The 26,900-nt window shown below is 66.1% G+C and carries 24 protein-coding genes; 12 read left to right on the top strand and 12 right to left on the bottom strand.

The features are described from left to right. Nucleotides 1–16: 16 nt before the first annotated feature. Entirely contained in the window at nt 17–529 is a 513-nt protein-coding gene (locus CEY09_RS20030) for a DUF192 domain-containing protein (RefSeq protein ID WP_088590125.1), read from the top strand. 114 nt (nt 530–643) lie between these two features. Here the strand turns inward: CEY09_RS20030 and pcaF are convergent, their stop codons facing one another. The 6 genes from pcaF to xseA form a co-directional block, all read right to left on the bottom strand. Next, nucleotides 644–1,849 carry a 3-oxoadipyl-CoA thiolase gene (gene pcaF, locus CEY09_RS20025; protein ID WP_088590008.1) on the bottom strand — a complete coding sequence of 402 codons (1,206 nt, stop codon included), beginning with the start codon at nt 1,847–1,849 and terminating at the stop codon, nt 644–646. Nucleotides 1,850–2,012: 163 nt separating this feature from the next. Then, nucleotides 2,013–3,440 carry a chloride channel protein gene (locus tag CEY09_RS20020; RefSeq protein WP_088590007.1) on the bottom strand — a complete coding sequence of 476 codons (1,428 nt, stop codon included), beginning with the start codon at nt 3,438–3,440 and terminating at the stop codon, nt 2,013–2,015. Nucleotides 3,441–3,557: 117 nt separating this feature from the next. Next, nucleotides 3,558–5,264: a methyl-accepting chemotaxis protein gene (locus CEY09_RS20015; protein ID WP_088590006.1), complete on the bottom strand. Its 1,707-nt coding sequence runs from the start codon at nt 5,262–5,264 to the stop codon at nt 3,558–3,560. Nucleotides 5,265–5,548: 284 nt separating this feature from the next. Next, a complete protein-coding gene (sodB, locus tag CEY09_RS20010; RefSeq protein ID WP_006227881.1) occupies nt 5,549–6,127 on the bottom strand; it encodes a superoxide dismutase [Fe] in 579 nt (192 codons plus the stop codon). A 141-nt stretch (nt 6,128–6,268) separates the two neighbouring features. Then, complete coding sequence (locus CEY09_RS20005) at nt 6,269–9,460, bottom strand: ankyrin repeat domain-containing protein (protein WP_234818352.1); 3,192 nt, start codon at nt 9,458–9,460, stop codon at nt 6,269–6,271. A gap of 52 nt (nt 9,461–9,512) precedes the next feature. Beyond that, nucleotides 9,513–10,880 (bottom strand): exodeoxyribonuclease VII large subunit, encoded by a 1,368-nt coding sequence (xseA, locus tag CEY09_RS20000; RefSeq protein ID WP_088590005.1) that lies wholly within the window; start codon nt 10,878–10,880, stop codon nt 9,513–9,515. Between the two features lie 351 nt (nt 10,881–11,231). Here xseA and CEY09_RS19995 point away from each other — a divergent pair, with 351 nt between their 5' ends. The 10 genes from CEY09_RS19995 to rpsT all read left to right on the top strand — a co-directional run bounded on the left by CEY09_RS19995 (nt 11,232) and on the right by rpsT (nt 19,467). Beyond that, entirely contained in the window at nt 11,232–11,855 is a 624-nt protein-coding gene (locus CEY09_RS19995) for a MotA/TolQ/ExbB proton channel family protein (protein ID WP_088590123.1), read from the top strand. Then, nucleotides 11,852–12,265 carry an ExbD/TolR family protein gene (locus CEY09_RS19990; protein WP_088590004.1) on the top strand — a complete coding sequence of 138 codons (414 nt, stop codon included), beginning with the start codon at nt 11,852–11,854 and terminating at the stop codon, nt 12,263–12,265. The genes CEY09_RS19995 and CEY09_RS19990 overlap by 4 nt, the downstream gene beginning before the upstream one ends. Continuing rightward, complete coding sequence (gene lpxK, locus CEY09_RS19985) at nt 12,262–13,305, top strand: tetraacyldisaccharide 4'-kinase (RefSeq protein ID WP_088590003.1); 1,044 nt, start codon at nt 12,262–12,264, stop codon at nt 13,303–13,305. The genes CEY09_RS19990 and lpxK overlap by 4 nt, the downstream gene beginning before the upstream one ends. A gap of 89 nt (nt 13,306–13,394) precedes the next feature. Next, nucleotides 13,395–13,577 carry a Trm112 family protein gene (locus CEY09_RS19980; protein ID WP_006225458.1) on the top strand — a complete coding sequence of 61 codons (183 nt, stop codon included), beginning with the start codon at nt 13,395–13,397 and terminating at the stop codon, nt 13,575–13,577. An 11-nt stretch (nt 13,578–13,588) separates the two neighbouring features. Next, nucleotides 13,589–14,353, top strand: coding sequence for a 3-deoxy-manno-octulosonate cytidylyltransferase (kdsB, locus tag CEY09_RS19975; RefSeq protein WP_006225457.1), 765 nt, complete (start codon nt 13,589–13,591; stop codon nt 14,351–14,353). 91 nt (nt 14,354–14,444) lie between these two features. Continuing rightward, nucleotides 14,445–15,101, top strand: coding sequence for an adenylate kinase (adk, locus tag CEY09_RS19970; protein ID WP_006225456.1), 657 nt, complete (start codon nt 14,445–14,447; stop codon nt 15,099–15,101). Between the two features lie 134 nt (nt 15,102–15,235). Next, nucleotides 15,236–15,994 carry a 3-hydroxyacyl-CoA dehydrogenase gene (locus CEY09_RS19965; RefSeq protein ID WP_006220294.1) on the top strand — a complete coding sequence of 253 codons (759 nt, stop codon included), beginning with the start codon at nt 15,236–15,238 and terminating at the stop codon, nt 15,992–15,994. 182 nt (nt 15,995–16,176) lie between these two features. Next, nucleotides 16,177–17,736: a murein biosynthesis integral membrane protein MurJ gene (gene murJ, locus CEY09_RS19960; protein WP_088590002.1), complete on the top strand. Its 1,560-nt coding sequence runs from the start codon at nt 16,177–16,179 to the stop codon at nt 17,734–17,736. A gap of 193 nt (nt 17,737–17,929) precedes the next feature. Continuing rightward, nucleotides 17,930–18,892 (top strand): FecR domain-containing protein, encoded by a 963-nt coding sequence (locus tag CEY09_RS19955; RefSeq protein WP_035213426.1) that lies wholly within the window; start codon nt 17,930–17,932, stop codon nt 18,890–18,892. 311 nt (nt 18,893–19,203) lie between these two features. After that, nucleotides 19,204–19,467, top strand: coding sequence for a 30S ribosomal protein S20 (gene rpsT / locus CEY09_RS19950; protein WP_006225453.1), 264 nt, complete (start codon nt 19,204–19,206; stop codon nt 19,465–19,467). Nucleotides 19,468–19,580: 113 nt separating this feature from the next. On the opposite strand, the gene CEY09_RS19945 is transcribed toward rpsT, so the two are convergent. Next, a complete protein-coding gene (locus CEY09_RS19945; RefSeq protein ID WP_088590001.1) occupies nt 19,581–20,507 on the bottom strand; it encodes a LysR family transcriptional regulator in 927 nt (308 codons plus the stop codon). 113 nt (nt 20,508–20,620) lie between these two features. Here CEY09_RS19945 and lysA point away from each other — a divergent pair, with 113 nt between their 5' ends. Beyond that, a complete protein-coding gene (lysA, locus tag CEY09_RS19940) occupies nt 20,621–21,853 on the top strand; it encodes a diaminopimelate decarboxylase (RefSeq protein WP_088590000.1) in 1,233 nt (410 codons plus the stop codon). A 74-nt stretch (nt 21,854–21,927) separates the two neighbouring features. On the opposite strand, the gene garL is transcribed toward lysA, so the two are convergent. The 5 genes from garL to CEY09_RS19915 all read right to left on the bottom strand — a co-directional run bounded on the left by garL (nt 21,928) and on the right by CEY09_RS19915 (nt 26,850). Further along, nucleotides 21,928–22,695: a 2-dehydro-3-deoxyglucarate aldolase gene (gene garL, locus CEY09_RS19935; protein WP_035213403.1), complete on the bottom strand. Its 768-nt coding sequence runs from the start codon at nt 22,693–22,695 to the stop codon at nt 21,928–21,930. A 107-nt stretch (nt 22,696–22,802) separates the two neighbouring features. After that, nucleotides 22,803–23,804 carry a Bug family tripartite tricarboxylate transporter substrate binding protein gene (locus CEY09_RS19930; protein WP_088589999.1) on the bottom strand — a complete coding sequence of 334 codons (1,002 nt, stop codon included), beginning with the start codon at nt 23,802–23,804 and terminating at the stop codon, nt 22,803–22,805. Between the two features lie 92 nt (nt 23,805–23,896). Further along, nucleotides 23,897–25,018, bottom strand: a complete 1,122-nt coding sequence (locus CEY09_RS19925) for an Ldh family oxidoreductase (RefSeq protein ID WP_088589998.1) — start codon at nt 25,016–25,018, stop codon at nt 23,897–23,899. Between the two features lie 25 nt (nt 25,019–25,043). Next, nucleotides 25,044–25,868, bottom strand: a complete 825-nt coding sequence (locus CEY09_RS19920) for a FadR/GntR family transcriptional regulator (protein WP_420093583.1) — start codon at nt 25,866–25,868, stop codon at nt 25,044–25,046. Nucleotides 25,869–25,920: 52 nt separating this feature from the next. Then, complete coding sequence (locus CEY09_RS19915) at nt 25,921–26,850, bottom strand: dihydrodipicolinate synthase family protein (protein ID WP_088589997.1); 930 nt, start codon at nt 26,848–26,850, stop codon at nt 25,921–25,923. Between the last annotated feature and the right edge of the window lie 50 nt (nt 26,851–26,900).

Genomic DNA, 26,900 nt, shown 5'->3' with positions numbered 1-26,900 from the left:
ATTACTACGCCAGGCCATGCTGAAGAATGCTGTGTTGTTCCCTGTCAGTCGCACGTTGTTTAAGACAGCGTTCTTTAAATCAGCACCGGTGAGAGCGTTATCCGCCGCACTGGCCGCCGCCGCGCTCACTTTGAGCGCCAGCGTCTACGCCCAGACCGGCCCGCAGCCGACGCTGCCGACCACTCAGCTTTCGGCGGGTATCCATATTATCCGCGCAGAAGTCGCCAATACGGATGCCACGCGCCGCGACGGGCTCATGTTCCGCAAGGAACTTCCCGGCAACGACGGCATGCTATTCGTATTCGAACAGCCCGACGTACAGTGCTTCTGGATGCGCAATACGTTGCTGCCGCTCTCGATAGCCTTTATCGCCGACGACGGCACGATCGTCAACATCGACGACATGGCCCCGCAGACCGAAGACCCCCACTGCGCCAAAAAACCTGTCCGCTACGCCCTGGAAATGGCCCAAGGCTGGTTTGACCAGCACGGCATCAAGGCGGGGCGGAAAATCGACGGCCTGCCCTGAGGGGCGTGCCCCCGGGGCGGCAACACCCCTTCCGGATGCAACAAGGGAGCCCCGCGGGGCTCCCTTGTCATTCCCACCCTGGAAAAACGGCGGGAAAAAACAACACTTCGCGCGTCAGACGCGCTCGATGATCAGCGCAATGCCCTGGCCCACGCCGATGCACATCGTGCACAGCGCATAGCGGCCGCCGGTACGGTGCAGCTGGTTGATCGCGGTGGTGGCCAGACGTGCGCCGCTGGCGCCCAGCGGATGACCCAGGGCGATCGCGCCGCCGTTGGGGTTCACGCGCGGATCATTGTCGGCGATGCCCAACTGGCGCAGCACGGCCAGACCCTGGGCGGCGAAGGCTTCGTTCAATTCGATCACGTCCATCTGGTCCAGCGTCAGGCCGGTCTGGGCCAGCACCTTCAGCGTGGCGGGGGCCGGGCCGATGCCCATGATGCGCGGCGCGACGCCGGCGGTGGCCATGCCGACCACGCGGGCGCGCGGGGTCAGGCCGTGGCGGGCAGCAGCCTTTTCGTCGGCCAGCAGCAGCGCAGCGGCGCCGTCGTTCACGCCGGACGCGTTGCCCGCCGTGACGGTGCCGCCTTCACGGACCACGCCTTTCAGCTTGGCCAGCGATTCCAGGCTGGTTTCACGCGGGTGTTCGTCCTTGGCGACGATGATGGCATCGCCCTTTTTCTGGGCGATCGACACCGGCACGATCTCGGCGTCGAACACGCCTTCCTTTTGCGCACGGGCCGTCTTCTGCTGGCTGGCCAGCGCGAACAGGTCCTGGTCTTCGCGGCTGATCTTGAAATCGTCGGCGACGTTTTCGGCGGTCTCGGGCATCGAGTCCACGCCGTATTGCGCCTTCATCAGCTTGTTGATGAAGCGCCAGCCGATGGTCGTGTCAAAGATGGCGGCATTGCGCGAGAACGCGCTGTCGGCCTTGCCCATGACGAACGGCGCGCGGCTCATGCTTTCCACGCCGCCAGCCAGCATCAGGCCAGCTTCGCCGGCGCGGATGGCGCGGGCAGCGGTGCCGATGGCGTCCAGGCCCGAACCGCACAGGCGGTTGACGGTAGCGCCGGGCACTTCGATCGGCAGGCCGGCAAGCAGGGTCGCCATGCGAGCGACGTTGCGGTTGTCTTCGCCGGCCTGGTTCGCGCAACCCATGATCGCGTCATCCAGCTCTTCCCAGCGCACGCCGGGGTTGCGCGCCACCAGCGCCTTGATGGCGACGGCAGCCAGATCGTCAGGGCGCACGGGCGCCAGCGCACCGCCGTAGCGGCCGAAGGGGGTGCGGATCGCATCACAAATAAAGGCATTCACGGTCATGAGAAGCTCGGAGTGAAGTGAGAAAAACGGGATCGCCCGATGTTAACGCAGCGCATTTCGCGCCAAGTTGGTGCAAGGTGATCATGTCCGCCACACGGACAATGTCCAGTAGGTGTTCACCCTGATAGTGCGCCGAGCACGCACGGTTTGCGTGCACGGCGGGTCACGGCGCGGAGGATTTGGCGCCAGCCGGGCCCGTTTCGGTGCCCGTCTTCGCCGCGCGTCCGGCCTCCAGGATCGCCTGCCGGCGGAAGCGCCCCGCCGCCAGATGATAGAAGGGTTGCGGGCAGAACTGGCGTGACACGCCCGAGGCCAGCAACGACCCCACCAGCAGCCAGAACAGCATGGGCTGGCTGCCGGTCATTTCCATGACCACCACGCTGGCCGTCAGCGGCGCCTGAGTGGCGGCGGCGAGGAAGGCGGCCATCGACACCAGCACCAGCACGCGCTGGTCCACGCCGTCGCCCGCCAACTGCCAGATGTGCTGGCCAATCCCGGCGCCGGTCGTCAGGGCCGGCGTGAAGATGCCGCCGGGGATGCCCGCCCAGTACGAGGCCACGGTAGCCGCCAGCTTGGCCAGGCCGAAGCCGGCGGGCGCCGTATCATGGCCCGACAGCAGGTCAGCCGCCACGCCGTAACCCGTGCCGTAGACCGAGCCGGCGGTGCAGAGGCCGATCACGGCCAGGATCAGCCCCATGATGAAGGCCGTCCAGATCGGGTGCGCCCGTATCCAGGCGCGCCAGGCCGCTGGCGCCGAGCCCGCCGCGCCCTTGCCCAGCAAGCGCGCGAAAATGCCGCCCAGCGCGCCGTTGATCGTGCCGCAGACGATGATCCACATCACCATGCCGTGCGCCAGCGGCGCACCGCCGAACACGCCGAAGTACGGGTTGTTGCCCTGCACCGCCACCACCAGGAAGCCAGCGGCCAGCACGCCGATCAGCACCAGGCGCTGCCAGCGCAGCACGGTGCCCCGGCCCAGTTCCTCGATAGCGAAAATGACGCCGGCAAGCGGCGCGTTGAAGGCAGCGGCAAGCCCGCCTGCGGCGCCAGCGGCGATCAGCTCGTTGGCATGGAAGCCGCGCAACTGCACGCCGCGCCGCTTCCAGAAGTCGCCCCAGGCCAACATCAGCGCGGCGCCCACCTGCACCGACGGCCCTTCCCGGCCAATCGATGCGCCGGCCAGCATGCCGAAGAAAGCCAGCGGAATCTTCCAAAGGGTCTGCGCCAGCGACACCAGGCTGCTTTGGCTGGGGCCGGGCGGCAAGGACAGCGCGCCGATCACTTGGGGAATGCCGCTGCCCGAGGCGTTGGGCGCGAAGCGCAGCGTCAGCCAGCGCAGGCCGGCCAGACTGAACGGCAGCACCAGCAAGGCAAGCCAGCCGTTATGACCGACCCATTCGCGGTTCCAGTCCAGCGCCTTGTCGGCAAGATAGGCAAAGCCCAACGACATCAGGGCCACCAGGCCCGCGCCGCCCAGCAACAAGAGCATTTGCAGGCTCTTGCGCGACAAGCGGTTGATCTGACGCACTTTGCGGCGCATCAGGCGACGGGTGCCGGCGGAGATCCGGCGAAACGAGTCAGTCAGGCTCATGGGCTGCTGGCAGGCGACGAAAGGTGGCTAACCTTACCATTCCCACCTGACCCGCAGCCCACAATCCGAGCCCGCCCCCCCGCAGCAACACCATCGCTGCCGGCAGCGGACACCGGCTTAGAACGTCGACCAGTCGTCGTCGGACGCGTGCGCCAACGCCGGACGAGCCTGCCCCGCACGCGCCGTGGATGCCGCGGGCTTTTTCGCCACGGCCGGCACGGCCTGCACCAGCCGGGCTTGCGCCTGGCGGGCCGAACTGCTGCTGGCGTCCACCTTGAAGCGGCGCACTTCCTGCGCCAGGCGGGAGGCCTGCTCCTGCATGCTGGCGGCGGCCGCCGCGGCCTCTTCCACCAGCGCCGCGTTCTGCTGCGTCACGGTGTCCATCTGCGCCACGGCCTGGTTCACCTGGCCGATGCCCGAGGACTGCTCTTCCGACGCGCTGGCGATTTCACGCACCAGGACGGCGACCTGGCGCACGCTGTCGACCACTTCGCGCATGGTGCGGCCGGCTTCGTCGACCTGACGCGTGCCGCCTTCGACGCGTGTGACGGATTCGTCGATCAAGGCCTTGATCTCCTTGGCCGCCACGGCCGAACGCTGCGCCAGCGTGCGCACTTCGCCTGCCACCACGGCAAACCCACGGCCTTGCTCGCCCGCGCGCGCCGCTTCCACCGCGGCGTTGAGCGCCAGGATGTTGGTCTGGAACGCAATGCCGTCGATCACGCCTGTGATATCGGCGATGCGGCGCGAACTGTCGGAAATGGCGCTCATGGTCTGCACCACGCCTTCGACCACTTCGCCGCCGCGCACCGCCACCGTGGAAGCCTGGCTGACCAGGCGGTCCGCTTCACTGGCGTTGTTGGCGTTTTGCTGCACGGTGCTGGTCAGCTCTTCCATCGACGCGGCGGTCTCTTCCAGCGACGAGGCCTGCTCTTCCGTACGCTGCGACAGGTCGGAGTTGCCTTGCGCGATCTGCGACGACGCCGAGGCGATGCTCTCACAGCCGTCACGCACGTCGGCAACGATGCGGGCCAGGCTTTCGTTCATGGCCTTGAGCGCGCTCATGAGATCACCGGTTTCGTCGCGCGTGGCGACCTGGATGTCTGTCGTGAGATCGCCTGCGGCAACCTGGCGCGCGGCCGATACGGCCTGCTGCAACGGACGCACGATGCCGCGCGTCACCAGCCAGCCCAGCAGCATGCCGATCGCCACGCCCATCACGGCCAGCACGATCATGACCAGACGCACGGTGTCGTACAAGTTCGTGGCTTCGTCGACGGATTGCGCCGTGGACTTTTCCTTGCCCACGGCCAGGTCGGTCATCAAGTCATCGAGCTTTTGCGACGACGCAATGACGCGCTTTTCGATCTCGCTCACACGCGGATCTGTTTGCGTCAACGACTGCGATTTCGCAGCCGTGAAGAACGCCTCAGACTCGCGTTTCCAGACCTGCTCGGTCTCAACGAACTGAGCCAGCAGGCGCTTGCCGTCTTCTTCGTGGAAGTTCTTCGCCGCCTTCTCGCGCAGCACGACCATGTTCTTTACTGCATCGTCAAACTGCTTCTTCAACGCCTGACGATCCTGCTCGGTGCTGGCGGCCAGATAGCCGCTGCGGGCACGGCCCGCGTAGATCAGGTTGATATTGGCTTCTTTCAGATCCGAGATGCCACGCAGCTCGGTGTCGTAAAGCCGATCATTCAATTCGTTGATTCGAGACAGCCCCCAAACGCCGAACGCCCCGATCGCCCCGCCGATCATGGCCACAAGCAAAAACGCGCCCGACAGGCGCGCCCCAATGCGCAAGCCCGAAAATAACCGCAACATGCTTCCCTTCCCTGTAGATACCCCGGTTTTGTGGCGGGCAAGCCGCGGTCATCGGCGCCGAGGTTCAGCCGCAGACTGCTGGCAACAATAGCGGCAGGGGTTTCTAGGGATAACCCTAAAGAAAAGGGTGTTTTCTTGTCATTTCCCCACAATGAATTCGACAATCGACAGGGTTTTGTAAGCTGAATTCTTTCTGAACGAAAAAAGAAAACCCCTCGCCGATGCGAGGGGTTTTGCTTCATGCGCCGCGGCGCAAGCGCCGCGGGATCTGGCGACCTTGCCTATCAGGCAAAGTTCTTGGCAGCGAACTCCCAGTTCACCAGCGCCCAGAAGTTTTCCAGGTACTTGGGACGCGCGTTGCGGTAGTCGATGTAGTACGCGTGTTCCCAGACATCACAGGTAAGCAGCGGCTTGTCGGCCGTCGTCAGCGGGGTGGCGGCGTTGCTGGTGTTGACGATATCGACCGAACCGTCAGCCTTCTTGACCAGCCAGGTCCAGCCCGAACCGAAGTTGCCGGCTGCAGACTTGTTGAACGCTTCCTTGAAAGCGTCGAAGCTGCCCCACTTGGCGTTGATGGCGTCAGCCAGCTTGCCCGAGGGTGCGCCGCCGGCCTTGGGGGCCAGGCTGTTCCAGTAGAACGTGTGGTTCCAGATCTGAGCGGCGTTGTTGAAAATGCCACCCGAGGATTTCTTCACGATGTCTTCCAGCGACAGCGTTTCGAATTCCGTACCCGGGATCAGGTTGTTCAGGTTCGTGACGTACGTCTGGTGATGCTTACCGTAGTGGAACTCCAGCGTTTCCTTGGAGATGTGCGGAGCCAGCGCGTCCAGTTCGTAAGGCAGGGGGGGAAGAGTATGTGCCATGTGTTGGTTCCTTCTGTTGAGTGCACGATCAAGCCGGTCAATTGTATCGGCAACTAATGAGGATACCTTGTTAAACCCGTGCTTGCGCGGGGTTAACGGACACATGTGCTTATGACTTTTCCGCGACCGTTTTTGTAAACGCTACTCTTTCTCGTATCGCAGTTCGCGGCCGTCGCCAGACTCGACCAGCGCGCCGTCTTTCTGCAGCGTCAGCGTCTTGTGCAAGGGCGTGCCGGCAGCGGCCTCAGGCGCCTCGACATCGATGCGGATTGCTCGCGCGTCGGCGTCGATCTTGCTGAGGTCGACTTCATGCCAGCGCGCCCCGGAAGGCAGCGGCACGAACACGGCCAAGGCCTTCAAGGCACCCGGCGCGATCGGCGCGCTGACGCCATCCGCGCCTTCCGATTGCTTGGGTTCCCCGCCAAAGTCCGCGTCCGCGGACGACATCGCCACATCCAGCTTCACGGGGCGATCGTGATGGTACACGCGCACCGTCAACTGTCCGGCCTCGGCGGGCCGCGCATCGGCGCGCACGTCGGCGATGGCCGAGTACGGCTGGATCGGCGGCGTGTCCAGGAACACGTGCTTGCCGTCGCTGCGCCATGCGCCACGCGCCATGACATCGACCGCGCCGTAGCTCAACAGGTAATCAAAGGTGCCGTCCGCCGACAGCAAGAGTTCGCTGCCGACTTCGCGCAAGCCGCGCAGGTAGTAATGGCCCGGCAGTCCTGACGCATTCGCGGATTTGCTGCCCGCCTTGGCGGTGGACCGCTTGGGCGACGCCGGCGATGCGCACGTCGTGGCCAGCGCCACGCCCGCCGCTTGCAGGACACGCTTGAATTCCGGCGAGGACTGGCACGTCAGCGTGTTCTGGAACGATTGGCCCGCAGGCGCTGAAGCCGCATCGAAACGCGCGCGATAACGCGCCAGCAAGGACAGCATGGCGGGCTGACCGGTTTCCAGCGCGACCCAAGCCGGGCTGCGGCCGGAAGCATCGGGCGCATCGGGGCTGGCGCCGGCGGCCATCAGCGCGTCGGCCAGATCCGTACGGCCACGCTCGATCGCCAGGTTCAGCGGCGTGTCGCCCCTGCTCAACGGCGCATCCAGATCTGCGCCCGAAGCCCGCAGTTGCGTCAAGACCTCCACCGCCGTATCCCGTCGCGCCACCACCCAATGCCGGCTTTGCAGCAGCAACGACAGCACCCGTTCCGGCAAGGGCCCGGCCTCGCTCGCGCAGCGATCTTCCTGGCCGGTAAAGCCTGCGGCCTGCAGTTGCGCGAAGTATCCCGGCTTGTCGATCAGATTGAATTCACCGCCCTCCGGCAAGCACGCACGCGCCAGCGCCTGGCCATTGGCCTGGCTGACCCGCTGCACCAGCGCCATATCGCCCGAGGCCACAGCCGCATTCAGCAACGCATACGGCGCGGGCGCTTCGGGCAGGCGCGGATCGTCCAGCTTCGCTCCGGCGCGCAGCAGGCGATCCAGCATCGCCGTGTCTTGCCGGCCAATCAACCAGTACAACGCGCTTTCGCCATCGGGCAACACGGCGGCGGGATCCGCCCCTTTGGCCAGTAGCGCATCGACGACGGCAGCTTGGCCCGTCGTCACCGCAATCAACAGCGGCGGCGTGGCGGCGCGATCGTCCACACGGTCGCCGTCGCGCGCGGCCGCCTCGACGGGACCCGGCGCTGTCGGGTTCACGGGCACGCCGGCATCGATCAGCATCAACGCCAGCGCGGCGTCGCGATTTTCCAGTGCCTGCCGGATCGTGCCTGCGCCCAACGTCTTCACGTCAAAACCCGCATCGATGAACAACCGCAGCATCGCGGTGCCTTGCGGGCCGGGCTCACGCAACAGCCGCGCCATCGGCGAACGCTGGGGATCGCGCAGCGCCGCGCCCAAGGTGTCGGCCGGCATGGCGGCGAGCAACTCACGCAGGATCGCCGCATCGCCCGTCTGCACCGCAGCCTCGAGCGCGGACTGCCGGTCATAACCTTCGCGCACCAAACCCGGATTGGCGCCCGCCGCCAGCAGGCGCGTGACGGCCTGCGCATGGCGCGCCCGCACCGCGTCGGCCAAAGGCGTGTCGCCGTAGGGTTCGGCTGCATCGCCTTCCACGGCCGCACCCAGCGCCAGCAGGCGCTGCAACGTATCGATATCGCCCTTGGCGGCGGCAAGATTCATGATGGGCCGTGCGGTCGCTTCGACTTTCGCGAAGATCAGGTTCCCGCCTCCCGTCTGCGGGCCGCGCTGCGCAAACGGCATGCCGGCCCGCAACAACTGCGCAGCGATGGCGGGATGCCTGCTCTCGACCGCAGCCTGCGCGGCGTCCAGCCACACGTCGCGTTCGCCGCTTTCCCCATAGCCGGTAGCCGGCACCGTACGAGGCCCCAGTTCCATCAACACCGGCACGGCGCCCACATTGCCCAGGTAGGCGGCCAGCGCCAACACCGTCAGGCCGTCTTCCACCGCCGGTTTGCTGCCCGTGGCGGCCAGCGCGCGCAAAGGCTCGGCGCCTTCGGTCATTTCGACCATCGGTTCCCATGCCATGAAATCCGCGGCAGGCCGCAGCCGGCCTTGCTCGTCAGTGAACAAGCGTCGCACGGATTCATCCGCCGGTTCGTCGAAATCCGTGAACGGCCGGCTTGCTCCGGCCTTGAACAACGCCAGCACCATGCGCGTCATGTCCCGGCGGTCGACCAGGCGCGGCAGATAGGTCATGCGCACCGCGAATTCGAAATCGCGGTTCAGCAGGAACTCCAGGGGTTTGCGGTTTTCATCGCCACGCTGATCCGGTTTGGCGCCCGCCGCCAACAGCATATCCATGATGTCGGGCGTGCCGTACAAGATCGCCAGATGCAAGGGCGGCCGGCGCGATTGGTAGGTCACGTCGTCCAGCGCGGGCGCAGTGGCCAGCAGCGCAGCCAACATGCGGGTGCGGGCCGGCAGCACCGCCCGATAGGCCTCGCGGATGCGGGCCGCGTCCTCTGGCGTGATGCCCCAGTAGACGTCTTTGGCCCGCAGCGCACGCGGCGGCGTCAGCAGCGCATGCAGCAAGGGCACGCCATCGACCGCGTAGTCGCCAGGGTGGTCGACCTGCCGAAACGCGGCCGCGAAAGCGGCTTCGTCGCTGCGGCTGCCGGCGTCGAACAGGGCTTTGGTCTGCGGCGTATCGGCCGGCTTGTATTCGCGGTAGGGCGAATCGCAATCGCAGGCGCGTGGTTGCGCTTGCGGCGCGGCCGGGCCCGCTTGCGCCATGGCCGCCTGTCCCAGCGATATCGCCGCTGCGGCCAGCACACCGGCCACCCAACCCAAGCCACTGTTATGCAACATCGCCCTGCCCTTGTTCGCGTCGCTAGCGCTGCGCTCGACAGGCCGAATCGTATCAGTCGGCGTCGCGTGTCTTGCGGGTCTGCTGCACCTGGACCTCGGCGCCGCCTTGCGCGAAGCTCAGATCCAGCGCCTGTCCGGCAGACAAGGTGCCCGCGTCGCGCACGATGCGGCCTTCGCCGTCGCGGGCAATCGCGTATCCCCGCGCCAGGGTGTTGCCGGGATCCAGTGCGCGCAGTTGCGCGGTGGCCGCCGCCACCCGATTGCGGTTCTGGACCAGCAGGCGGGCATGCGCCTGGCCCAGTTGGCGCACGGCGCCGGCCAGGCGGTCGGCGGCGCGGCCCGTGTCCGGTACCCGGTGCGTCAGCCGCTGGGCCAGCAGATTGACGCGCGCGGTGCGCCGGCCTTGCGGACCGGACCAGGCTGAGGCCAGGCGGAAGCGCAGGCTGTTCAGGCGTTCCCGCTGATGCTCCAGGCGTTGCGCCGGGGACACCAGTTGCGCCGCCGCGCGGTCAAGGCGCTGGGCGGCGCGCTCCAGGCGACGTTGCTGGCCGCGCGCCATGGCCTGGGCGGTCTGCATGACGCGGCCCAGCAGTTCGGAGCGCGGCACGCAGGCCAGTTCGGCGGCGGCGGTCGGCGTCGGTGCGCGCACGTCGGCCACGAAGTCCACGATGGTGAAGTCGGTCTCGTGCCCGACGCCGCTGATCACGGGGATCTCGCTGGCGGCCACCTGGCGTGCCAGGTCTTCGTCATTGAAGCTCCAGAGATCTTCGATGCTGCCCCCGCCGCGAACCAGCAGCAGGGTCTCGACTTCGGCCCGCTCATTGGCCATACGGACCTGGGCCGCCAAGCGGCCGGCGGCGTCCGCGCCCTGAACCGGGGCCGGATAGATGATGATCGGCACCTGCGGCGCGCGCCGGGCCAGCGCCGACAGCACGTCGCGCAGCGCGGCCGCGTGCAGCGACGTGACAACGCCAATGGCGCGCGGCAGGCGGACAGGCTCTCGCTTGCGGGCCGGATCGAACAGGCCCTCAGAGGCCAATTGCTCTTTCAGCCGCAGAAATGCTTCATATAGGTTGCCCAGCCCGGCCCGGCGCATAGCGTCGGCCTGCAGCTGATAGTCGCCGCGGGCCTCGTACAGGGAAACCCTGGCCCGGATTTCGACCTGATCGCCAGCCCGGGGCACGAAACCCACCGCACTGGCGCGGCTGCGGAACATGACAGCCCGCACAGAGGCCCGGCTGTCCTTGAGCGTGAAGTACCAATGCCCGGAAGCCGCCGCCGTGAAGTTGGAAATCTCTCCGCGCACCCATATTGCCGGGATGCTGCGCTCCAACAACTGCCCCACTGCTTGGTTCAGCTGGGCAACCGTCAGGATATCCCGCGCGAATGCGTTGTTTGTGACTGCAAATTCAATTGTCATGAGGCTTTCCGATGCGTACCTGTCCACAGGGCATACGTAGCGGGCCGCAATGATACCGCGTCCACAGTTTTTTGCAGCAACGGGCCAGACAGCCAGCAATTTCCGTGCAATTCATTGATTTATATAGGATTTTTACATAAACACCACTGCGCTCTTTTGAAGCAAACAAGCGCAAGCCCTGTGCCCACAAGCGTTCTGGCAGAGTTTTACACAGAATTATCCACAACTTCTGTGGATAATTCCGGGGTCAACCCGCCTTGCCACAACCCCGCCGCACCGTTACAGTTTCGGCTTGATCAGATGCCGATGCGCGCCACCTTGCGCACCACGGTTTCCCGGGAGTTGAACGCTTTGCTTTCCATTTTGCGCGAGGCCGGCTGGCCTATCTGGCCCCTGCTGGCGACATCCGTGCTGGGTCTGGCGCTGATCTTCGAGCGCTTCCTTTCCCTGCGCCGCAGCCTGATCCTGCCCCGTGGCCTGAACGAGCAGGTGGCCGACATGCTGCGCAACCACCAGGACACCCCCGAATCGATCAACCGGCTGGAACGCAACTCGCCGCTGGGCCGCGTGCTGGCCGAAGTGATGCGTCACCGTCATCTGCCCCGCGAAGAACTGCGCAACGTGGTCGAAGACACGGGCCGCGCCGTCGCGCATGACCTCAGCCGCTACATCCCCGCCATCGGCACCATCGCCGTCGTCGCGCCGCTGATGGGCCTGTTCGGCACCGTGGTCGGCATGATCGAAATTTTCGGTTCGTACACGCCCGGCGGCGGCGACCCCGCCCAACTGGCGCGCGGCATCTCGATGGCGCTGTACAACACCGGTTTCGGCATCCTGATCGCCATTCCCGCCATGATCGCGCACCGCTACCTGCGCAGCCGCGTCGACGGCTACCTCAGCGCCATGGAGCAATCCGCGTCGCGCCTGGTCCGCGCCGTGTCGTCCTTTCCCGCTTCGCGCGAGGGCCGTTCATGAATTTCCGCGGCTCCCGGGGCGAGCGCGATGAACTGGACATCAACCTGATTCCGCTCATCGACGTCCTGCTGGTCATCCTGATCTTCCTGGCGGCCACCACCTCGTTCGCGCGTTTCACGCAGTTGAAGGTGACGCTGCCCCAGGCGTCGTCGGAACAGGACACGCCCCCCGCGCTGGAAGTCGCCGTCAGCCAGGACGGCCGCTACGCCCTGAACGGCACGCTGATCGACGTTTCCACCCCGCCCGAAATCGCCGACGCCCTGCGCCAGGCCGCGGCCGGCAAGCCCGAGCCGCTGGTCGTCATCAACGCCGACGCCCAAGCCACCCACCAATCCGTGATCAACATCATGGAAGCCGCCCGGCTGGCCGGCATCGGCCGCGTCAACTTCGCCGCCCAGACTTCCCGGTGACCACCCCGCGTTCTTCTGCCTCGCTGCTGGCGCGCCAGTGGCAGCACGGCGGCTGGCTTTCGAGCCTGTTGCTGCCCCTGTCCGCGCTGACCGCATGGGCGGTGGCGCGCAAGCGCAGGCAATACCTGGACGGCACCCGCCCGGCCTACCGCGCCCCCGTGCCGGTGGTGGTGGTCGGTAACGTCTATGTGGGCGGCACAGGCAAGACGCCGATGGTGATTGCCACGGTCGAGGGCTTGCGCGCCCGCGGCTACACGCCCGGCGTGGTCAGCCGCGGCTATGGCGTCAAGATCGATGGACACGCCCGTGTCGGGACCGGCGCCCTGGAAGCCGCCCGCTTCGGCGACGAACCCGCCCTGATCGCCCGCGCCACCGGCGCCCCCGTCTCGGTGCATCCCAAACGCGCACTGGCGGCCCAGGCCCTGCTGCAAGCGCATCCCGAGGTGGATGTGATCGTCTCGGACGACGGCCTGCAGCACCTGGCGCTGGCCCGCGACATCGAAATCGTCGTGCAGGACGAGCGCGGCGTCGGCAACGGCCGCCTGCTGCCCGCCGGCCCCTTGCGTGAACCCGCCAGCCGCTTGAAGGATGTGGATGTGGTGGTCACCAATATCGGCACCGCCGACGGCCGACCGCCGGTAACGGGCAGTGCCCGTCCACGCCAGGTGCGGATGTGGCTGGAGCCGGGCGAAACCCGCCAGATCGAAGGTGGCGGCACCCGGCCGTTGTCCGCCTATGCGGGGCAGCCGCGCATCGCGGCCGCGGCCGGTATCGGCAACCCCGAACGGTTTTTCGCGACGCTGCGCGCCGCCGGTATCGCGCTGGATGCGACGCTGCCTCTGCCCGATCACCACGACTATGCGGAATCGCCCTTCCAGGCGATCACGGCGGAGACCATCCTCGTCACGTCCAAGGACGCGATCAAGTGCGCCGCCTTGCACGACGCGCGGTTGTGGGAAGTGCCGGTGCAGGCCGCCTTCTCGGACCCGCAACTGTTCGATTGGATGGCGAAGGCCCTGCGCCAGCCTGCCCCCGCCTAGAAAAAGCGCGGGCTTGGCAGCGCTGCGCTGCCAAGCCCCGGCGAAAGCTCCCCTCTGCCCGCCCCCAAAACTGTTTTAGAATCGCGGTCATGGAATCCCGACTTCTCGACATCCTCGTCTGCCCCTTGTGCAAGGGCCGCCTCGAACACGACCGGCAGCAAGCCGAACTGGTTTGCCGCGCCGACCGCCTGGCCTTCCCGCTGCGTGACGGCATCCCCGTCATGCTGGAGTCGGAAGCCCGCGCGCTGGACGAAACGCCCGCCGCCAACTGAACGCCCCCATCGTGAGCTTCATTGCCCTGATCCCGGCGCGGACCGCCTCGACCCGCCTGCCTGATAAACCGCTTGCCGACATCGCCGGCAAGCCGATGGTCGTGCGCACGGCCGAACGGGCCGCCCTGTCGGGCGCATCGCAGTTGTACATCGCGACGGATGACGTCCGCGTTCAGGCTGCTGCCGACGCCCATGGCCTGACCGCGCTGATGACGCGCGGCGACCACCCCACCGGCACTGACCGCCTGGCAGAAGCCGTGGAGCAGTTGGGCCTGCCCGACGATGCCATCGTGGTAAACGTCCAGGGCGACGAACCGCTGATCGAACCCGAACTCATCGACGCCGTCGCAGCCAAGCTCCAGGCCCATCCGGAAGCCGACATCGCTACCTGCGCCTGCCCGCTGGCCGACGCGGACGCGCTCTTCAACCCGAATGTCGTCAAGCTGGTCTGTGCCGTCGACGGCCGCGCGCTGTATTTCTCGCGCGCCCCCATTCCCTGGGCCCGTGACGCCTTGGCCGCTGGCGAACGCGTGCTGGCCGACGGGTTGCCCGCCTGGCATCACATCGGGCTGTACGCCTACCGCGTGTCCTTCCTGCGCCGCTTCCCGACCCTGCCGCAAGGCGTGCTGGAACGGTTCGAGTCGCTGGAACAGCTGCGCGCCATGGAACATGGCCACCACATCGTCGTCCACCGGGCCTCCAGCCCTCCTGCGGCAGGGGTAGATACCCCGGCGGATCTGGAGCGCGTCCGGTTGATCTACAGCAAACAGATATAAGGGTTATTTCCCATAGCGCGGCTCCGCATTGGCTGCTGCGTTGCGGCATAATCCCCCGGATCACAAAAAATAAACCCCATCAGGAGCACTCATGCGTCTTATCTTGCTCGGACCTCCCGGCGCCGGCAAAGGCACCCAGGCCGCGTTTCTCACCCAGCACTTCGGCATCCCTCAGATCTCCACCGGCGACATGCTGCGAGCCGCCGTGAAGGCAGGCACGCCGCTGGGTATTGAAGCCAAAAAGGTCATGGATGCCGGCGGTCTGGTTTCCGACGAGATCATCATCGGCCTGGTCCAGGACCGCCTGACGCAGCCCGACTGCGCGAACGGCTACCTGTTCGACGGCTTCCCCCGCACCATCCCGCAAGCCGACGCGCTGAAAAGCGCCGGCGTCAAGCTGGACTACGTGGTGGAAATCGAAGTCCCCGAAGAGGACATCATCGAACGCATGAGCGGGCGCCGCGTGCACCAACCCAGCGGCCGCAGCTACCACGTGCGCTTCAACCCGCCCAAAGTGGAAGGCCGTGACGACGTCACCGGCGAAGAACTGATCCAGCGCGACGATGATCGCGAAGAGACCGTTCGCCACCGCCTGTCCGTTTACCGCGAACAAACGCGCCCCCTCGTCGACTACTACTCGACCTGGGCACAGCAGAACGCCGCCGAAGCCCCGAAGTACCGCAAGATCTCGGGCGTGGGCGCCGTCGACGAAATCAAGTCGCGCCTCTTCGAGGCCGTCAAGAGCTGATTGGCGCATTGATGGCCCACAGGCCTTCGGCGCCGGCCGGACGCGATGCGTTCCTGCCCCGGCCCGAAGGCCTTGTCACATTCGGCGCCCGCCGCGCCGCATTCATCCCCTTGAACTGATCTGGTGGTAGAGACATGGAAATCGCGAACAAGGTATTCATCGTTACGGGCGGCGCGTCCGGCCTGGGTGCAGGCACCGTGCGCATGCTGGTGGAAAACGGCGCCAAGGTCGTCATCGCCGACGTGCAGGACGAGCCCGGCCAGGCCCTGGCGAAGGAACTCGGCCAGCGCTACGTCCATTGCGACGTGACGCAGGAAGCCGACGGCAAGAGCGCCGTCGCCGCGGCGCTTGAACTGGGCGCCCTTTTCGGCCTGGTGAACTGCGCGGGCGTGGCGCCCGCTGCCAAGATCGTGGGCAAGAACGGCGCGCATCCGCTGGACCTGTTCCAGAAGGTCGTGTCGATCAACCTGATCGGCAGCTTCAACATGATGCGCCTGGCCGCCGAAGCCATGAGCGCCAATACGCCCGAACCCACCGGCGAACGCGGCGTGATGATCAACACCGCCTCGGTCGCCGCGTTCGACGGCCAGATCGGCCAGGCGGCCTATGCCGCATCGAAGGCCGGCGTCGCCGGCATGACCCTGCCGATCGCCCGCGATCTGGCCAAGACGGGCATCCGCTGCATGACCATTGCCCCGGGCATCTTCGGCACGCCGATGATTTTCGGCATGCCCCAGGAAGTGCAGGATTCGCTGGCCGCCAGCATCCCCTTCCCCGCCCGCCTGGGTCGTCCGGAAGACTATGCCAAGCTGGTCTACAGCATCGTCACGAACGATATGCTGAACGGCGAGACCATCCGCCTGGACGGTGCCATCCGCATGCCGCCGAAATAATGCCCCCACGCCGCGCATGCTTCGCACGCTTGCTGCCCCCCGAGGGGGCGCTTTTTCCCTTGGGGCGGCCCGGCGGGAAAAAGGCATTCTTGTGTGAAGCAGCGTGCGGCGGAGCAAGGCCCCTTTCAACGGGCATTGTGTTTTCGGGGCCAATCGGCCCCATTTTTACGTAGTCCCCATCCATGAGCCTGTTCCGTTCGGCGGCCACCGTCAGCAGCTTCACCCTGCTGTCCCGCATTTCCGGCCTGATCCGAGACATCCTGGTCGCCCGCGCCTTCGGCGCCGGCCCTATCACCGACGCCTTCTGGGTCGCCTTCCGTATTCCCAACCTGTTGCGGCGCCTGTTCGCCGAGGGCGCTTTCGCCCAGGCCTTCGTGCCCATCTTGGGCACCGCGCGCAACAACCGCTCCGAAGAAGAGGTCCGGACCCTGCTGGACCGCGTGGCCCTGCTGTTGACGGCCACGCTGATGCTGATCACGCTGATTGGCATCGTGGCCGCCCCGTGGGTAGTGTCCGCCATGGCCAGCGGCTTGCGCGGCGCGGCCCGCGATACCGAATTCGGCGCCGCCGTCTGGATGACGCGGATGATGTTCCCCTACATCTTCTGCATGTCGCTCATCGCCTTCGCCTCAGGCGTCTTGAACACCTGGCGCCGTTTCGCCGTCCCCGCATTCACGCCGGTACTGCTGAACCTTTCCATGATCGCCGCCTGCATCTGGCTCGCACCCCGCATGGACATCCCCGTCTACGCGCTGGCCATCGGCGTCATGATCGGCGGGGTGGCCCAGTTGGCGGTGCAGTGGATCGCCCTGTCGCGGTTGGGCCTGACGCCGCGCTTCTCCCTGCGTTTCCGCGAAGCGTGGGCCGACCCCACCGTGCAGCGCATCCTCAAGCAGATGGCCCCCGCCACGCTGGGCGTCTCGGTGGCGCAGATCTCCCTGCTGATCAACACCAACATCGCCACCTGGCTGATGCCGGGCAGCGTGACGTGGCTGTCGTTTGCCGACCGCCTGATGGAATTTCCCACCGCGCTATTGGGCGTCGCCCTGGGCACGGTGCTGCTGCCCAGCCTGTCCGCCGCGCACGCTCGCGACGACCACGGCGGCTACAGCGCCCTGCTGGACTGGGGCCTGCGCCTGGTGCTGCTGCTGGGCCTGCCTGCCGCGGTGGGCATGGCGCTGCTATCGGACGGCCTGGTCGCCACCCTGTTCCACTATGGCGCCTTCGCTGCCCAAGACGTGCTGCAGACCCGCCTGGCCGTGATTTCCTATTCGGTCGGCCTGATCGGCCTGCTGTCGGTAAAGATCCTGGCACCGGGCTTCTATGCCAAGCAGGACATCCGCACGCCGGTCAAGATCGCCATCGGCGTGCTGATCCTGACCCAGCTGATGAACGTGGCGCTGGTGCCGCTGATGGCACACGCCGGCCTGGCCTTGGCCATCGGATTGGGTGCGTGCCTGAATGCACTGGCGCTGCTGATCGGCCTGCGCCGCCGCGGCGTGTATCAGCCGGGCCCCGGCTGGGCGGTGTTCGCGCTGCGCCTGATCCCCGCGCTGGCCGCGCTGTCTGCCCTGCTTTGGTATGCCGACGGGCGGATCGATTGGATTGGCCTGCAGGCCCATTCCGGCCTGCGCGCGGCCTGGCTGGGCGGCGTATTGGCCGCCAGTGGCCTGGTCTACTTCGGAATGTTGTTACTCTTTGGCTTCCGTCCTAGAGATTTTGGACGACGTCCCAGCCGGTAATTTCGGCCGTTAGGGTACCTTCCCCATCAAAAAGCCGGCTTCAGCCGGCTTTTTTGCTTTAGATTCGTCAAGAATTGACAATCGGGCCGTAATCTTTGGTAAAAAACCTTTATTATTTACAAATTGCCATCGAAAGGATCCCCGCCAGCACCGCATGCGGGAAGATGAAGTGAAGTACGCCCAAGGACAACCCATGGCGGACCAGGTGATCAATTGGTTGCTGCTGCTGCGCTCCGGCAAAGCGACCGCGCAGGACTACAACGACTTCCTGGCGTGGCGTGCGGCTGACCCTGTCCATGAGAATGCCTGGCAACAGCTGACAGGCTCGCTCTCAGGATCGACATTCGGCCGGCTCGGCGACGCTTACCCTGCCGGGTACGCCGCCGGATCACCCGCGCAGCCCCTGATCCCGCCGCCGCCGGCCATCATGCCGGCCCGACGCCGCTTTCTGACCGGCGCGCTGGCGCTCGCCAGTACGGGCGCTTGCGCCGCCTATGTCGGCAACGCCTATTACCCGCTGAACAACGTGGCCGCCGACGCGGCCACGGCCACCGGCGAACGGCGCCGGTACGTGCTGTCGGACGGCAGCCAATTGCTGCTGGACGCACGCAGCCGCGTCAATCTGGATTTCACGCCCGCCTACCGCCAGGTCCGCCTGCTGGATGGCGCCGTGACCGTATCCGTCGCCCCCGATGCGCGCCGCCCTTTCCTGGTGCAGACCGCCGAGGGCACCGTGCGCGCCCTGGGCACCCGTTACATGGTCCGCCAGCAGGCGCAACGCACCGTCGTCGTGGTGCACGAACATGAAGTGGAAGTGGAAACCATGTCGGGCGCCCACGGTTCCGTGCGCGCCGGCACCGGCGCCCGTTTCGACGCATCCCGCATGGATACCCCCCGCGCCGAGCTCATGGCCGAGGCGGCCTGGGAATCCGGCTGGGTCGACGCCCGCGGCCGCCCGCTGGCCGAAGTGATTGCCGCGCTGCGGCCCTATCGCACCGGCACGCTGCGCCTGTCCATGGCGGCTGGCGGCTTGCCGGTATCGGGCCATTTCCCGCTGGACGATACCAATGCCGCGCTGGCGACCCTTGAAGACATGATGCCGATCAGCGTCCGGCGCTTCACGCCCTGGTTCGTGTCGATCAACGTCGCCGCCTGACAACGCTGTGCCTCGGGCCTGTGCCTGCGGCCCGCTTCGTTGTATACTCAGTACCGTGTTTTTATCCAGTAGGCGCCGCGGGTTTTTCCTCAAGGCTTTTTGAGGACCATCCGCCAGGGTTGTCCAGCTAAGAGTGCTCAAGTTTGGGAATTGTCTTTCCAGCTACGGGTTCTCCAGCCCAGGAACCTTTCCCTTAGCGCCCCCCGCCCGGTTGACGGGCGCTCCATCGGTAGATCAAACATTAAAAGCTTGCAATCCCGCAGGGACTTGCTACAATGTTCGACTTTGCCGAATTCAACTTATATAGCAACATGGCCAATACCGCCCAAGCCCGCAAGCGCGCTCGCCAATCCGTTGAGCGCAACAAGCACAATTCCAGCCTGCGCTCGATGCTGCGCACCGCCATCAAGCGCGTTCGCCAATCCATCGCCGCTGGCGACAAGGCTTCGGCTGGCGAAGTGTTCCAGAAGGCCTCGAGCGTGATCGATCGCGTGGCTGACAAGAACATCATCCACAAGAACAAGGCCGCTCGCCACAAGAGCCGCCTGGCTGCCGCTATCAAGGCGCTGGCCTAAGATTCTGCCGCCCCTGCTTTTTGGGGCGTCATGAATACGGCAAATGAAGAAGGATGCCCCAGGGCATCCTTTTTTGTTGCCCGCTCGAAACGCCACGCGCGCCGCTATTGCTGCTACGCCCCGCCCTGCGCCATGCGCGACGCCAACTGGCGCTTGATGGCGTCAGCCGCGGCGGCAAGCGACGTCATGAACGCGTCCACCAGCGGATTTGCCGGACGATGTTCGGGAAACACCACGTTGACGCGAAACGGGAACGAGCGGCGCATCGGACGGATGTGCAGGCCGCGCCCTGCGAAATCCAGCGCCGTCAGCGGGTTCACGATGGCCAGGCCCAGCCCCTGGCGCACGAACGTGCACACGGACACCGCGGTGGGCGTCTCCACGATGGATCGCCGCAGCACCCCCGCCTCGGCGAAGGCCTCGTCGATCTGGATCCGGTAAGGGTCGCTGGACGACAGGCTGACGAAGGCGTGCCCTTCGAAATCAGGCAGATCGATCGCCGGCTTTGACAGCAACGCGTGCCCGTCGGGCAGCACACACACCTCGTCCACTTGCAATAACAGCTGCACACGCGTGCCGGCGGGCGCCGCGTCGTGTTCTGTCAGCCCCAAGTCGTACCGCTGCGCCGTCAGCCATTCCTCCAGGAACGGCGACTCCTGCGCCTCGAGCGCCAGGCTGACGCCGGGATGCAGATCATGAAAGCGCCGGAACGCGTCGGGCAGGATCGAATGCGAGAACGCCGGCAAGGCGATTACCGACAACTGGCCGCCCCGGAAGGCGCGCAAGCGGGCAGCGGCGGACGCCACGCGCTCCAACCCTGCGTAGGACTGCCGGACCTCATCGTAGAGCGCCAGCGCCGGCATGGTGGGCCGCAGACGCCCGTGCACGCGCTCGAACAGCGCAAAACCGATGCTGTGTTCCATGCGTGCCAGCTCGCGGCTGACCGTGGGTTGCGACGAGCTAAGCAGCTCGGCCGCCCGGGTCACGCTGCCGGCGATCATCACCGCCCGGAACACTTCGATATGCCGATGGGTCAGCATGGGCCACTCCATATCAAGAATGAATGGATCTTTGAAATATAAGCATTTTACTGGATGCCTTTGAACAGGCATCATGCCGCCTGGTTTCAATTCCCAATCAAGGTCCGCCCGCCATGGCATTCGATCCGCGCCAACTCACCCAACTCGCCACTCAGCACGGCACGCCGCTGTGGGTGTACGACGCCGCCGTCATCCGCGAACGCATCGCACAACTGCGCCGCTTCGACACCATCCGCTACGCGCAGAAAGCCTGCTCCAACCTGCACATCCTGCGCCTGATGCGCGAGGAAGGCGCGGTCGTCGACGCCGTATCGCTGGGCGAAATCGAACGTAGCCTGGCCGCGGGCTTCGACCCCAAGGGTGAACCGGAAGGCATGGTCTTCACCGCCGACCTGATCGACCACGCCACGCTGGCCACCGTGCTCCGCCACGGCATCACCGTCAACGCGGGTTCGCTGGACATGCTGGAGCGCGTAGGCCAGGCCTCGCGCGGGCACCGCGTCTGGCTGCGTATCAACCCCGGATTCGGCCATGGCCACAGCAACAAGACCAACACCGGCGGTCCGCAAAGCAAGCACGGCATCTGGATCGATGACGTCGCCGAAGCCGTGTCGATCGTGCGCCGCTACGGCTTGAAACTGGTCGGCGTCCACATGCACATCGGCTCGGGCGTCGACTACGGCCACCTGTCCAGCGTCTGCGACGCCATGGTCGACGTGGTGCGCTCGCTGGACCACGACCTGGAAGCCATCTCGGCGGGAGGCGGCCTGTCCATCCCCTATCGCGACGGCGAACCGCGCATCGATTGCGACCACTATTTCGAGCAGTGGGACGCAGCCCGCAAGCGCATCGAGCAATTCCTGGGCCACTCGGTCCGGCTGGAGATCGAACCCGGCCGCTTCCTGGTTGCCGAAGCCGGCGTGCTGGTGTCGGAAGTGCATTCGGTCAACCGCCGCCCCGAGCGCGATTTCGCGCTGGTGGACGCGGGCTTCAATGACTTGATGCGCCCGGCCATGTACGGCAGCTATCACCGCATCTCGGTGCATGCGCCCGACGGCTCGGCCCCGCAGGGCGTGGCCGAAACGCGCATCGCGGTTGCCGGCCCCCTGTGCGAATCAGGCGACGTGTTCACGCAGGATGAAGGCGGCGTCATGTCCGACCAGCTGCTGCCGCAGCCGCGCATCGGCGACTTCATGGTCTTCCACAACGCGGGCGCCTACGGCTCGTCGATGTCGTCCAACTACAACAGCCGGCCGCTCGCGCCGGAAGTGCTGCTCGACAACGGCAACGCCCGCCTGATCCGGCGCCGCCAGACCGTCAGCGAATTGCTGGCGCTGGAGGAATAAACGGAAAGCCCAATCTGCAGAAGAACAGCCGCCCCACCGCCGGGCCGCCCCAAGGCGGGGCAGCCCTGCCCTTTTCAGGTCGGGAAGGCGTCGCGCAGCGCGAACGTCGCCTGCTTGAACACTCCCAGGTCCGTGCCCACCGCGACGAAGTGCATGCCCATGTCCAGGTAGCGGCGCGCGTCTGCATGGACCGGCGCCAGGATGCCCACGGCCTTGCCCTGCGCGGTGACGCGCTGATGCAGGTGGCGAATCGCCTCTTGCACTTCGGGATGGCCCGGGTTGCCGATATGACCCAGTGCCGCGGCCAGGTCCGACGGGCCGATGAACACGCCATCCACCCCTTCCACCGACGCGATCTCGTCGACGGCATCGATGCCCGGACGGCTTTCGATCTGCAGCAGCACGCAGATGTTGTCGTTGATGGTCTGCAGATAGTCGGGGACCGTGCCATAACGGTTGCTGCGCTGCGCGCCAGCAACGCCGCGGATGCCTTGCGGCGGATAGCGCGTGGCGGCCACGGCCAGCCGCGCGTCGGCCTCGGATTCGATGAACGGAATCAGCAGGTTGTAGAACCCGATATCCAACAGTCGCTTGATCTGCACCGGATCGTTCCACGACGGCCGCCCTACCGCGGCGCTGGCGCTGCCCTGCAGGGCTTGCAGCTGCTGCAGGAACATCGGCACTTCATTGGGCGAATGCTCGCCGTCCAGAAGCAGCCAGTCGAAGTCCGCCAGCCCGACAAGCTCGGCCGTGATGTGGCTGGACATGCACATCCAGAATCCGATGAGTCGTTCACGGGCCAGGATGCGTTGCCGGAAACGATTGGGTAAGGGTGAGTTCATTGCCGCCTTCGTTTTTTGCAGAAAAGAGAATACGGAGTGTGCCGGGCCGCAGCCCGGCGGTACAACAGTCAGGGCCTGTTAACGCAACATGAAGCCTTGCACAGGCCCTAGTCCATGCGGGCGCCGGAGGCCTTCGCGGCCTTGCCCCACTTCGTGATTTCGTTGTCGACGAACGCCGAGAACGACTTCGGATCGTCGCCCACCACCACAAAGCCCACGCTCTCGAGCTTCTGCCGGATCTCAGGCGAAGCCAGCGCCTTGACGGTGGCCTGATTCAAACGCTGGATCACGGCGGGCGGCGTCTTGGCCGGTGCCGACAACCCGAACCAGGATTCCGCCGAAAAGCCCGGATAACCCGATTCCGCCACAGTCGGCGTATCGGGATAAGCGGGATTGCGCTTCGCGCTGGCCACCGCCAGCGCGCGCAGCTTGCCGGAGGTGACTTGCGGCAGCAGCGTGTCCTGGTTCAGGAACATCACCGAGACCCGTCCGCCGATCATGTCGGTAATGGCGGCCGCGCCGCCTTTGTACGGCACATGCACCAGGTCGATCTTGGCATCCTGCTTCAGCATTTCCATGGCGAGGTGGCCCGACGAGCCGCTGCCCGAACTGGCGTGCGTGTACTTGCCCGGGTTCTCGCGCGCCAGCCGGATGAAGTCCGCAAACGTCTTGCCGGGGAACTCCATGTTGGCGACCAGGACGTTAGGGCCCGTCGCCAGCAGCGAGATATGCGCGAAGTCGCTGTTGCGGTAGGGCATGTTCTGGTAGACGGCGTAGCTGATAGCGTTCGATCCCACGCCGGACAGCAGCAAGGTGTAGCCGTCCGGCTCGGCCTTGGCCACCACGTCGGAGCCGATGTTGCCATTGGCACCACCCTTGTTTTCGACGATGACGCTTTGGCCCAACTCCTTGGACAGCTCGGCCGCCAGCAAGCGGCCCACGGAATCCGTGCTGCCGCCGGCCGGAAACGGCACGACCAGCTTGACGGGCTTGGCAGGCCAGGCGCCAGTCTGCGCCATCGCTGCCGCCGGCAGCAGGGTCAGCAAGCCGGCCGACGCCGCGGCCAGGATGGCAAGGCGTCTGTGCGCGACGGGTTTGTTCTGTTGCATGGTTGTCTCCTCATGGTTGTTGTAGGTATATCGCCCGGTGTCCGGGTCTGTTCCTATCGTCTGTGCCTAGCGTTTGATGCGTTACGGCCGCATCAGCCGATGCAAATGTCCTCCAGCAGATACGTCGTGCCGGCGCGCTCGCAGATACCGCGCAACCGATCGGCCAGCGCGGCCGATATCGGAATGCCCTGGCGCAGCCGGCGCTCGCGTTCCGCCGCCTCGGGCTCGCCTGCCACCAGCACGGGCTCGTCCGGCTGGGCGGGCGGTGTGTCGTGCAACGCGTCGATCATGTCATCCATATCGGATTCAAACGACCCTGCGGCGCGGAACGCGTCGGGATTCAAAGCCAGGAAGAAATGCCCCACGTCGTCCGGTTCGCCCGGACGGCGGGTGGGCGCACGCCGAGCGGCAAAGGCGCTGCCGCTGAGCGTGCCGCCCAGGATCTGCGCCATCATCGCCAGACCGTAGCCCTTGTGGCTGCTCATGGCCGACGTGCCGCCCAGCGGCGTCAGGCCGCCCTCGGGGCGCTTGAAGATGAACTGCATTGCGGCGTCGGCGTCGGTGACCGCCCCACCCTGCCCGTCGACCGCCCAGCCCGGCGGCAGCGGCTTGTCCAGAAAGTCGTAGACCTTGACCTTGTTGGCGGCGACCGTGGTGGTCGCCATGTCCAACAAGAAGGGTTCGTTGTGGGCCGCAGGCGCGCCGAACGCGATGGGGTTGGTGCCCAGCATGGGCATGGCGCCGCGCGTGGGTACCATGATGATGCCGTTGGCGCTGCTGGTGACCAGGCCGACCACGCCGCGCTGCACCGCGATGCGCGCATACACGCCGGCCGCGCCGAAGTGATGCGAATTGCAGACCGACACCGCGCCCACACCATGCGTAAGCGCCTTGTCGACCGCCAGGTGCATGGCCTGTGAGGCCACGGGGTAACCCAGGCCGCCCATGCCGTCGATCAAGGCGCTGGCCCCGCCATCGCGCACGATCCGTGCACGGGCATCCAGCTTCAAGGAACCCGCGCGCCACTTTTCCTCGTAAGCGGGCAACATCGAAATGCCATGCGAATCGATGCCCAGCAGATCCGTCTGCGCCATGAGGCCGGCCGTGGTGTGCGCCAGATCTTCGTCCATGCCCCAGGCTTGCAGCACCTGCAGGATCTGTTCGCGGACCTGCTCGACCGGCACGTTCTTCGCTATTGCTCCATTGCCTTGCACTCGTTGTCTCCGTTGGTCGTTGATGTCAGTCGCGCTCGCGGTCCACCAGTCGGTGGCGCGCCTGCCCCAGATGGAACTGCATGGCCACGCGGGCGCGCTCGCTGTCCTGTTCGCGGATGGCGTCCAGGATGGTCGCGTGTTCGTCCACGACGCGCTGCGCGCGTTGCCGGGAACCGGTGCGCGTCAGGCTCAAGGTCAGCCGCATGAAGCCGTTGATGGATTCGTGGATGCTTTCCAGCACCCCCAGATAAAAGTCGTTGCCGCTGGCTTCGGCGATGCTGGCGTGAAACGCCAGATCGGCCTCGGGCGACACCTGGCCGTGCGTCAGGCTGTCGGCGAACGCCGCATGGGCGTCGGCGATCTTCTTCAACTGTTCGTCCGTGCGGCGCAATGCGGCCAGGCGGGCCGCGTCGCCTTCCAGCGCTACGCGCACCTCTTGCGCGCGCAGATAGGCGCTGACGTTCTGCACGTCGTTGAAGGTCTTCAGGCGCGGCGCGGGCTGATGGCTGACAAACGTGCCCAAGCCCTGATGCGCCGTGATCAGGCCATCGGCGCGCAAGCGCAACAGGGCCTCGCGCACGACCGGACGCGATACGCCGAAGCGTTCCGAGATCTCGTTTTCGGAGGGCAGCTTGTCGCCCACGTTCAGTCCGCCGGACACGATCTGCTCGAAGATCTGCCCGTAGACCTGATCCGCCAGCCGCACCCGGTGCCCGCGTTCGAGCAGGGGCGAACCCGACGCGTCGGACTCGACGGGCGCCTGCGGCTCGGATGAAGTTGATGCTTTGGATCGGGCCACGAAACCTCCTGGATACTTAGGCCTGTTCACCTTTACGGGAACAGCGCCCATCGTACCGCCAACAGGCGGTGCGACGGGAGGTGCGCAGCCGCCGCGTTCACGGTCAGGCCGCCACGGCTTCCTTGTCCCAGGCGGCCAGCGCGCGCGCGACAGGCGCCACGCGTTCGCGCTCGGCGTCTGAGATGCCGGTCAACAGGGGCAGCATCGGCCCCATGTCCGCCACGCCCGACAAGGTCACGGCGTCGTGCAGCACGCGAATCGGGCTGATGCCGTCGCGGCAGTCTTCCAGGCCCAGATAATGTTCGCGCACCACTTCGGCCTCGTCGTAGCGGCCTTCCTGCAGCAAGTGCAGCAAGCGCATCGAGCCGCGCGGAGCCACGCAGACCGAACCGGACGTGAAACTCTTCAGGCCGAAATCCCGATAGTGGACGATGGCCGGGCGTTCGCCGATGCCGCTGACGATCCAGCGCGCATCCACCGCTTGCAGCAAGGACGACAGGTACGGGTCCTTTGCCGGGTTGTCGCGCACCACGGCGTACTTGAACGCGACGATGCGGCCTTCCTCGATCAGGCGCGCGGCGGTGGCCGGTGCCAGGTAGTCAGCCGACTTGATGTAGACCACGGCGGGTTTTCCCAGCGCGTCGGTAAAGCGCCGAACGCCATCGGCCAGCCCGGCGTCCGTGTACGGAAACGACATGGGCAGCAGCATCGCCGTCGGGAACGGACGCGAACGCAGGATTGCCGCCTGGTCCATCATCTTGCCGTAGTCGGGCCCGACCGACGGCAGGATCCACGTATCGGACCCCGCCAGCCCGGCCAGCATGTCCACGATGCGCGCGTATTCGCTGACGGCCACGTTGTAGAAGTTGGCGTTGCCGCCGTACATCACGTTGCGCACGCCACCGGCTTCCAGGTGACCCAGCAGCGCCTTGTTGGCGGCTTCGTTCAGGGAAAGATCGTCGTGGCGGGCCAACGGCGGCACGGCAATGACCGAACGCTGCAAGTCCTGGGCGGACACCGGGGAAGTTTTCATGGACGGGGCTCCTGGCTGATCCAGTTGTTAGATGAGTAAGGTGAAAAAAG

This window comes from Achromobacter marplatensis (assembly GCF_002209535.1).
Lineage (GTDB): Bacteria > Pseudomonadota > Gammaproteobacteria > Burkholderiales > Burkholderiaceae_B > Achromobacter > Achromobacter marplatensis.
Note: the sequence above shows the minus strand (reverse complement) of the source record. Positions and strands in the feature narration are given on the sequence as shown.